Source organism: Streptomyces sp. NPDC049577, assembly GCF_040675635.1.
In the GTDB taxonomy this organism is placed as follows: Bacteria; Actinomycetota; Actinomycetes; order Streptomycetales; family Streptomycetaceae; genus Streptomyces.
In genome coordinates this window covers 19,615-27,463 of record NZ_JBFAPH010000045.1, presented here as the reverse complement: position 1 = coordinate 27,463, position 7,849 = coordinate 19,615, and the positions used below count along the sequence as shown (strand labels likewise).

Genomic DNA, 7,849 nt, shown 5'->3' with positions numbered 1-7,849 from the left:
CGGCGGGCAGCACCCCGGCCACCGAGTGAACGGCCGTGACCTCCAGGGACTCCTGGGGCGTCAGGGGCGGGAGGAGTCCGGGGAGCCGTTCGGCCAGCATCGTCTTCCCCGCGCCGGGCGGGCCGAGGAAGAAGACGTGGTGCCGCCCGGCGGCGGCCACCTCCAGGGCGCGGCGGGCCCGGCCCTGCCCGGCGACCTCAGCGAGGTCGGGCAGCCGGCCGCCGGCGGCCGTCCCCGTGGTCCGGCCGGCGCCGGGCAGGGCGAGCCCGGCGAGCATCGGGTCCGGGCGGCCGTCCCCCGGCGGACCTTCGTCCTCCTCGGGCACGGGTTCGTCGGCCAGGATGGCGATCAGCTGCCGCAGGCTGCGGATGCCGAGCACCGACACCCCCGGGACGAGCGACGCCTCGGCGGCGGTCCGCTCGGGGACGACCACGTGGCGGTAGCCGGCGTCGGACGCGGCGAGCACGGCCGGCAGGACGCCGCGGACCGGGCGGACGCGGCCGTCCAGACCGAGCTCGCCGATCATCATCAGATCGGCGATCTCCCTGGGGTCGACGCGCTCGGCCGCGCCCAGGACGGCGCACGCCACGGCCAGGTCGAAGCCGCTGCCGCCCTTGGGCACGGACGCCGGGCTCAGCCCGACGGTGAGCTTCTTCTGCGGCCAGTCGGCCCCGGAGTTCACCACGGCGGCGCGCACCCGGTCCCGGCTCTCGGTGAGGCTCTTGTCGGGCAGACCGACGAGGGTGAAGGCGGCGACGCCCGGTTCCAGATCGGCCTGGACCTCCACGACGACGCCCTCGACCCCGACCAGGGCAACCGAACAGGTACGGGCGAATCCCATCAGGACACCCCCCTGACGTGCTCCACGACCGGGGCACCGCGCCGGGGCAGCAGCACCCCCACCAGGTCGATGCGCACCCCGCCCGGCGGCGGGGGGCCGCCGCGCCGCTCCAGCCAGCGCTCGGCGAGCCGGCCCAGCCGCGCGGCCTTGGCGGCCCGCACGGCCGCCATCGGATGTTCGTAGGGACCCTCGCGCCGGGTCTTGACCTCACACACCACCAGTGCGTCGGCGTCCTGCGCGACGATGTCGATCTCGCCGTCGCGGCACCGCCAGTTCCGTGCCAGCACGGTCATCCCGGCAGCGGCCAGCCTGCGGGCCGCCAGGTCCTCCCCGTAGCGGCCGAGTGCTCGTCGAGCGCCCATTCGGCACCACCTCCGGCACCGACTGTGACGCCTCCGCCCGAAACCGTTGGATCTTGGTGGACAACCCGGCGGTTGTGGAAAACCCGGTCACCCACACGGGTGCGACAAGCGCGCGTCAGCTGCCCGGCAGGTCCAGGTCGCTCTTGTTCAGCTCCTCGATGTTCACGTCCTTGAACGTGAGCACCCGCACCTGCTTCACGAACCGCGCCGGCCGGTACATGTCCCACACCCAGGCGTCGGCCATCGAGACCTCGAAGAAGACCTCCCCCTGCACGGAGTGGACCTGCATCTCGTAGTCGTTCGTCAGATAGAACCGACGCTCGGTCTCGATCACGTATTTGAACAGACCGACGACATCGCGGTACTCCCGGTAGAGCTTCAGCTCCATCTCGGTCTCGTACTTCTCGAGGTCCTCGGCGCTCATGGCATGTTCCCCTTCAGCCGTACGGTCTCCCCATTGTGCGTCAGGCGCGCTCCGTCTCCAGGAGCACCGGCGTCTTCGGGGGACCCTCGTCGAGCAGCGTCCGCAGCAGCCCGGCGAGCCTGGTCGGATACACCGTCTCATGTGTCGCGAGGAGTTCCTCGCACGTCCACCAGCGCAACCCGGTCAGGCTGCGCCGCTCCAGCTCCGTCCGCCCGCCGGTCCACACCGCCGCGCGGTCCGTGCGGGCGAGGAAATAGCGTTCGTCCTGCTCCCAGCGCCGCCCGTCGAAGGGGAAGGAGCACACGCGCCGCCACAGCTCCGGGCCCAGCTCCACGCCGGTGATGCCGGTCTCCTCGGCCAGCTCCCGGCGCGCGGCGTCCTCCCAGCCCTCGGTGCCCTCCAGCCCGCCGCCCGGGGTGAACCACCAGGTGCGGGAGGGGTCGTCCGGCTCGTATCCGTGCAGCAGCAGGATGCGGTCGGCCGGGTCGAGCAGCACGACCCGTGCGGCCCGGCGCGGCCCGGCGGTGGAGCACGCCTCGTCGCGCGGGGGCTCGCCGGGAAGCTCAGGGGACGGGGACGTCACGGGCCCTCACCGCCTTCCCTCGACGGCCCAGACGGCGTGCGAGCGGTCCGTACGCCGCACCTCCCAGGATGAGCACCGCGCCGGCGATCACCGCGGCGATCATCAGCGGCAGCGGGCCGGGCCGGGAGGTGCCGCCGGGCAGTCCGGCGAAGGAGCCCGGGCGTTCGATCATGCCCCAGCCGGCCACCGGCCAGGCCGTGGCGTCCACGCGCGCCCTGACGGCCGAGCGCGGCACCGCGCCGCTGCCGCCGTCCGCGAGGTGGACACGGGAGTCGACGGAGTCGGCACGGTGATCACCCAGCAGGAAGAGACTGCCCTCGGGGACGGTCGCGGAGAAGCCGGTCGGGGAGGCGGGGCCGCTGCCCCGCAGATACGGTTCCTCGACGGGTCTGCCGTTGATCGTCAGCCGCCCCCGGGCGTCGCAGCAGGCGACCTTGTCGCCACCGACGCCCACGACGCGCTTGACCATGGGCAGGTCGCCCCAGACCTTGTCCTTGAAGACGATCACGTCGCCGCGGCGCACCTCGCCGCCCGTCACGCGCTCGGCCAGGACGTGGTCGCCCCGGGCGATGGTGGGTTCCATCGAGTCCGTCGGCACGCTGTACGGCTGGTAGAGCACGGCCGCCCAGACGAAGCCGCCGAGGAAGAGCACAAGGCCGACGGCCACGGCCAGCCCGGACAGCACCCTGCCCGCGCGGCCGTGGCCGTCGGTCACGCCTTCTGCTGTGCTCATCCGTGCCCCCGCCGCGTAGAAGATCGGATTCCGCATGCCCTGCGGCATGGAATCGCACCCTACCCGGCGGTACGGGCGTCGGTCAGCCCTTCTTGCGCAGGTTCCGGCGGCGCCACAGCACCAGCGGCACCGCACCCGCGAGCCCGAGGGCCGGCGGGGCCACCGCACCCGCGGCGTTCAGCCCCTTCTGGTCGAAGGTGTCCGGCACCGGCAGCGTGGACCAGCGGTTCAGCGGCCAGGCCACCACGATCGCCCGGCCGACGACCTCGTCCTCGGAGACCGTGCCGTGGTACTGGTCGAGGTCCTGGTGGTAGCGGGAGTCCAGGGAGTCCTGGCGGTGGTCGCCCATGACCCAGATCCGGCCCTTGGGCACCTTGATCGGACCGAAGGGCTTGTCACCGCAGGGGGTGTTGCCGGGGAAGATGTACGGCTCGTTCAGCGCCTTGCCGTTGACGGTGACCGGCTCGTTGTTGCCCTTGCACTCGACGGTGTCCCCGCCGACCGCGATGACCCGCTTGATCAGGTCCTTCTCCTCGGCGGAGGGCATCAGGCCGATGAAGCTGAGCACCTGCTGCACGGGGTTCTGCTGGGTGGCCTGCTCACCGAGCCAGCCGCCCGGATCGTGGAAGACCACCACCTCGCCGCGCTCGGGTTTCGAGCCGAACCACGGCGTCAGCTTGTCGACCAGCACACGGTCGCCACGCTGCAGGGTGTTCTGCATCGACTCGGAGGGGATGGAGAACGCCTGCACGAGGAACGTCTTGATCAGCAGCGCGAGCAGCAGCGCGATGCCGATCAGGATCGGCAGCTCCTTCCAGAAGGATCGTTGCTGCCGGGGCTGCCGCCGGCCGCCGCGGCCCCGGCCTTCCTCGTCCCGCGCGGACGAGGCGTCGTCCCCGTCCTCCGCGGGGCCGATGGACGCCTGGGAACCGCTCTCCTCGGGCGCGCCCTCGAGGGCCGCTTCGTCGCCCTCCCCGCGCCGCTCGGGCTCACCGTGACCGGAACGCGCGCCGACCGCCAAATCCCCCACATCCACTCCTCACTCCACGCTGCCGCCTGTCGCGTCCACGGCGCAGGCCCACCACTCCCATAACGAGCGGGAGTTCCGCAGGGGTCGGGAGCCGGATCAATCCTGCTTGATCCGTGGAGGACACACTATGCGCCGCGCCGCCCGCCCGTGCGCCACCTTCCGGCGCGTCCCGCACCGCGGCGAAGGTGTCCCGGGAGGAGAGGCTCCGCCAGTGGCCGAACGGCCAGGCGATCACCATCGCACGCCCCACGACCAGGTCTTCCGCCACCGTTCCATGATCCGGTTCGTCCAGGTGCACGCGTGAATCGGCCGAGTTCGACCGGTGGTCCCCCATCACGAAATACCGCCCCGGCGGAACCCTGACCTCGAACGGGATCTGGGAAGGAGGATTGCCCGGATGGACGTACGGTTCCGTCAGCGGCGTCCCATTGACCGTGATTTTGCCGTTGGTGTCACAGCACTTGACCGTGTCCCCGCCGACGCCGATGACCCGTTTGATCAGGTCTCGCTCGTCGGCCGACGGCAGCAGCCCTATGAACGTCAGGACTTCTTTGCCCTGCCGGATGACCACCGGGTCGGGGTCGGCCGGATGCTCCCCCTCCAGCCAGTTGCCCGGGTCCTTGAAGACGACCACGTCGCCGCGCTCGGGTTTCGAGCCGAACCACGGCGTCAGCTTGTCCACCACGACCCGGTCGCCGATCCGGATCGTCTGCTCCATCGAGCCGGAGGGGATCACGAACGCCTGGACGAGGAACGTCTTGAGCACCAGGGCGATCAGGACGGCCACCCCTATCAGGACCGGCACCTCCTTGACCACCGACCGGCGCCGCCGCCGCTTGGCCCGCCGCGCCGCCTTGCGCCGCGCGGCCCGTCCGCCCGGGACCTGGGCCGGGGGCGCGGTCCCGGCGGCCTTGGCGGCCTTGCGCCGCGCCGCCCTGCCCTCCGGGGCGGGAGGAGCCGCCTGGGCCGCCTTCCGCCGTGCGGCCCGTCCGCCCGGGGCCGGCACCGCCGCTGCGGTGGGCGGCCCGTCCGCGGCGGTGCGCCCCCGGCTACCCATGCGCCGGCCCGTGGGGTTCCGGTACGCCCGCGAAGGCGGAGGACCGGCGCAGCGAGCCGATCCGGGCGAACGGCCAGCCGATCCAGTCGGCACGTCCGACGACCCGCTCCAGCGGCACCGTGCCGCCGCCGGGCTCGCCCAGGTGGTCACGGGAGTCGCGGGAGGCACTGCGGTGGTCGCCCATGACCCACAGCTTGCCCTCGGGAACCACGATGTCGAACGGCACCCGCGAGGGCGCGTCCCCCGGGTACAGATAGTCCTCGGTGACCGGCCGGCCGTTGACCATGAGCCGGCCCTGCCGGTCGCAGCAGGTGACCCGGTCCCCGCCGATGCCGACGACCCGCTTGATGTAGTCGGTCGGCGCGGGGCTCATCAGCCCCACCGAGGAGGCGCCCTTGCGGATCAGTGAGGTGACCGGGTTCTCGGCGGGCCGGTCCTGGACGAACGAATCGGTGCCGTCGAAGACCACGACATCGCCCCGGCGCGGCTCGTCGCCGAAGCGGTAGGCGAGCTTGTTCACCAGCACCCGGTCGCCGACCCGCAGCGTGTTCTCCATCGAACCGGACGGGATCAGAAACGGCTGTATGAGAAAGCTGCTGGTCAGTACCAGGAAGACCAGGCAGACCAGCAGCAGCGCGCAGGCCCGGCGCAACGGCCCGCCGTCGGCCGCCCAGCGCCATGCCGCCCGCAGCGGGCCCGCCCGCCGGGCCGATCCGCCCGGAAAACGTGATCCGCCCGGAAAACGCGAGGAGCGCGACCGCTCCTCCCCCGCGTCGGGGGTGGAAGAGCGGTCGCGCTCCGCAAGCTGTGCGTCGGTGTCCATCGGGGCAAGAGCCTATCCGGCCCGGCCCGGACACCGGCGGGAAGCTCAGTTGTCGCGCTTCTCCTTGATCTTCGCGGCCTTGCCGCGCAGCTCACGGAGGTAGTACAGCTTGGCGCGGCGGACGTCACCGCGGGTCACCAGCTCGACCTTCTCGAAGATCGGGCTGTGCACCGGGAAGGTGCGCTCGACGCCGACGGAGAAGGAGACCTTGCGAACGGTGAAGGTCTCGCTGACGCCCGCGCCCTGGCGGCGGATGACGACACCCTTGAACTGCTGGATGCGGGAGCGGTTGCCCTCGATGACGCGAACGTGGACGTTCACGGTGTCGCCGGGGCGGAAGGCCGGGACGTCGGTGCGCAGCGACGCGGCGTTGACGTTGTCGAGCAGGGAGGACATGGCGTCTCTTCCTCGCCGATGCCACAGGTCATCGGCGGAATTCGTACTGAAGTGGAATGGCTGCCGGAAGCGCCGGGCGGACGTCGTTCCCCCTGTGGCAGGGGCGTGCGCCGGACGCAAGGCAACGGCTCATTCTTCCACGGACTGGTCCACCCGCCCAAATCGGCCGTCCTCGCCGGGCGCCCAGCCCAGGATCGAGAGCATCTCGCGGTCCTTCTTGTCGAACGCCGCCGGGTCGGTGCGCTCGATGAGGTCCGGCCGGTTGACGGTGGTGCGCCGGAAGGCCTCGTCCCGCCGCCAGCGGGCGATCTTGCCGTGGTGGCCGCTGAGCAGGACGTCCGGGATGCCGCGGCCGCGCCACTCCGGCGGCTTGGTGTAGACCGGGCCCTCCAGCAGGTCGGCCATGGCGCCGGGGGCGAAGGAGTCGTCGCGGTGGGACTCGGCGTTGCCCAGCACCCCGGGCAGCAGCCGGGCGATGGCCTCGACCATGACCAGGACGGGAGCCTCGCCGCCCGCCAGCACATAGTCGCCGATGGAGACCTCGCGCACATCGAGCTTCTCGCCGTACTCCTCGATGACGCGGCGGTCGATGCCCTCGTAGCGGGCGGGGGTGAAGACCAGCCACGGCTTCTCGGACAACTCGACGGCGAGCGCCTGGGTGAACGGCTTGCCGCTGGGCGTCGGCACGACGAGCACGGGCCGCGCGCCCTCCTCGCCGGAGGCGATGATCGCGTCGAGGGCCTCGCCCCAGGGCTCGGGCTTCATGACCATGCCGGGCCCGCCGCCGTACGGGGTGTCGTCGACGGTGTTGTGCTTGTCGTGCGTCCATTCCCGCAGGTCGTGGACGCGCACATCGAGCCGGCCGCGCGCGCGGGCCTTGCCGACGAGCGAGACGTTCAGCGGTTCGAGGTACTCGGGGAAGATCGTGACGATGTCGAGGCGCATCAGGCGTCACCCTCGGTGCCGCGCCCGGCCTCGGTACCGGCCTCGGCGTCACCCTTGGCCTCGACCTCGGCCTCGGCCTCGGCGTCGCGGGAGCTCGCGACCTCCGCCTGCTCGGCGTCGAGGAGCCCGCGCGGCGGGTCGACGACGGCGCGCTGCTCGTCCAGGTCGATCTCCGTGACGATCTCGGAGACGAAGGGGATCATCACCTCGCCGCCGTCGGGCCGCTCGACGATGAACAGGTCCTGCGACGGCAGATGGGCGATCTCGGTGATGCGCCCGACAGGCGTGCCGTCGAGCGTGACCACGTCGAGGTCGATCAGCTGGTGGTCGTAGAACTCCTCCGGGTCCTCGGGGGTCTCGTCCGGGTCCACGTCGGCGACCAGCAGGGTGTTGCGCAGCGCCTCGGCGGCCGTGCGGTCGTTGACGCCGGCGAAGCGCAGCAGCAGCCGGCCGCTGTGCACCCGGCCGGACTCGATGGTCAGCGGCCCCACACCGGCGGGGTCCGTGCCCACCACGGCGCCCGGTCCGAGCCGCAGCTCGGGCTCGTCCGTGCGCACCTCCACCGTGACCTCGCCCTTGATGCCGTGGGCGCGGCCGATCCTCCCGACAACGAGCTGCACGATCGATCCTGTCCTTCTCACTGTGTTCCGTACGA

The 7,849-nt window shown here is 72.0% G+C and carries 10 protein-coding genes and 1 pseudogene; all 11 read right to left on the bottom strand.

Annotated elements, in window-relative coordinates; translation table 11 throughout:
• Positions 1-841 (bottom strand): magnesium chelatase domain-containing protein (locus AB0K09_RS08530; RefSeq protein WP_366064534.1); only part of this gene is annotated, 841 nt, incomplete at its 3' end.
• The gene (locus tag AB0K09_RS08525; RefSeq protein WP_366064533.1) at positions 841-1,203 is read right to left on the bottom strand and encodes a YraN family protein; all 363 of its coding nucleotides are present in this window, start codon (positions 1,201-1,203) and stop codon (positions 841-843) included. The genes AB0K09_RS08530 and AB0K09_RS08525, both read right to left, overlap by 1 nt.
• 115 nt (positions 1,204-1,318) lie before the next feature.
• Positions 1,319-1,627, bottom strand: a complete 309-nt coding sequence (locus AB0K09_RS08520) for a DUF2469 domain-containing protein (RefSeq protein WP_003980220.1) — start codon at positions 1,625-1,627, stop codon at positions 1,319-1,321.
• A 40-nt stretch (positions 1,628-1,667) separates the two neighbouring features.
• Entirely contained in the window at positions 1,668-2,210 is a 543-nt protein-coding gene (locus AB0K09_RS08515) for an NUDIX hydrolase (RefSeq protein ID WP_366064532.1), read from the bottom strand.
• Positions 2,191-2,943: a signal peptidase I gene (lepB, locus tag AB0K09_RS08510; protein ID WP_366064531.1), complete on the bottom strand. Its 753-nt coding sequence runs from the start codon at positions 2,941-2,943 to the stop codon at positions 2,191-2,193. Before lepB (AB0K09_RS08510) ends, AB0K09_RS08515 begins: the two co-directional genes overlap by 20 nt.
• Positions 2,944-3,025: 82 nt before the next feature.
• On the bottom strand, positions 3,026-3,964 hold the full coding sequence (gene lepB, locus AB0K09_RS08505; protein WP_366064536.1) for a signal peptidase I: 939 nt from the start codon (positions 3,962-3,964) through the stop codon (positions 3,026-3,028).
• Positions 3,933-4,847 (bottom strand): annotated as a pseudogene (gene lepB, locus AB0K09_RS08500) (signal peptidase I); the annotation flags it as partial. The gene lepB (AB0K09_RS08505) and the pseudogene lepB (AB0K09_RS08500), both read right to left, overlap by 32 nt.
• Before the next feature lie 175 nt (positions 4,848-5,022).
• On the bottom strand, positions 5,023-5,853 hold the full coding sequence (lepB, locus tag AB0K09_RS08495) for a signal peptidase I (RefSeq protein ID WP_366064530.1): 831 nt from the start codon (positions 5,851-5,853) through the stop codon (positions 5,023-5,025).
• 45 nt (positions 5,854-5,898) lie between these two features.
• A complete protein-coding gene (rplS, locus tag AB0K09_RS08490; protein WP_168096161.1) occupies positions 5,899-6,249 on the bottom strand; it encodes a 50S ribosomal protein L19 in 351 nt (116 codons plus the stop codon).
• 129 nt (positions 6,250-6,378) lie between these two features.
• Positions 6,379-7,194, bottom strand: a complete 816-nt coding sequence (gene trmD, locus AB0K09_RS08485; RefSeq protein WP_366064529.1) for a tRNA (guanosine(37)-N1)-methyltransferase TrmD — start codon at positions 7,192-7,194, stop codon at positions 6,379-6,381.
• A complete protein-coding gene (rimM, locus tag AB0K09_RS08480; RefSeq protein WP_366064528.1) occupies positions 7,194-7,814 on the bottom strand; it encodes a ribosome maturation factor RimM in 621 nt (206 codons plus the stop codon). Before rimM ends, trmD begins: the two co-directional genes overlap by 1 nt.
• Positions 7,815-7,849 lie beyond the last annotated feature (35 nt).